Source organism: Pseudomonas sp. EL_65y_Pfl1_R83, assembly GCF_963970695.1.
Taxonomy (GTDB): domain Bacteria; phylum Pseudomonadota; class Gammaproteobacteria; order Pseudomonadales; family Pseudomonadaceae; genus Aquipseudomonas; species Aquipseudomonas tritici.
Map to the genome: position 1 here is coordinate 1 of NZ_CAXAQI010000281.1, position 502 is coordinate 502.

The following is a 502-nucleotide window of genomic DNA, read 5'->3' on the forward strand; positions in this document are numbered from 1 at the left end:
CGTCCTTCTTCATGGCGACCGGGTTCCACGGCTTCCACGTGATGATCGGCACGATCTTCCTGATCGTCTGCCAGATCCGCGTCTATCGCGGCGATTTCACTCCGCAGCAGCATTTCGGCTTCGAAGCGGCGGCGTGGTATTGGCATTTCGTCGACGTGGTGTGGCTGTTCCTGTTCGTCTCCATCTATGTCTGGGGTGGCTGGGGCGCGCCCATCCACGCCGGCTGATCGCCGTCCGATGACCGAGGTGCGGGCCGAGGCCGTAACGCCGACGCCCGAACCGGCCCCCTTGCCCGCTGCGTTCAAGGGCCTGTGCCCGCGCTGCGGCGCACCGAGCTTGTTCAAGGGCTGGCTCGCTTTTGCCGATCGCTGCGCCGTGTGCGGGCTCGATTACACCCGCTTCAATGTCGGGGACGGACCTGCCGCGCTGCTAGTCCTGCTGCTCGGCGCGATCGTAGTGGGCGCGGCGATCACGATCCAGCTGACGCTTGCCCCGCCGATCT

The 502-nt window shown here is 65.9% G+C and carries 2 protein-coding genes; both read left to right on the forward strand.

All coding sequences use genetic code 11. The features are described from left to right. Window positions 1-227 (forward strand): cytochrome c oxidase subunit 3 (locus AACY08_RS28875; protein ID WP_339472498.1); only part of this gene is annotated, 227 nt, incomplete at its 5' end. Window positions 228-237: 10 nt separating this feature from the next. After that, window positions 238-502: DUF983 domain-containing protein (locus tag AACY08_RS28880; protein WP_339472499.1), on the forward strand; the 265-nt coding region annotated here is incomplete at its 3' end.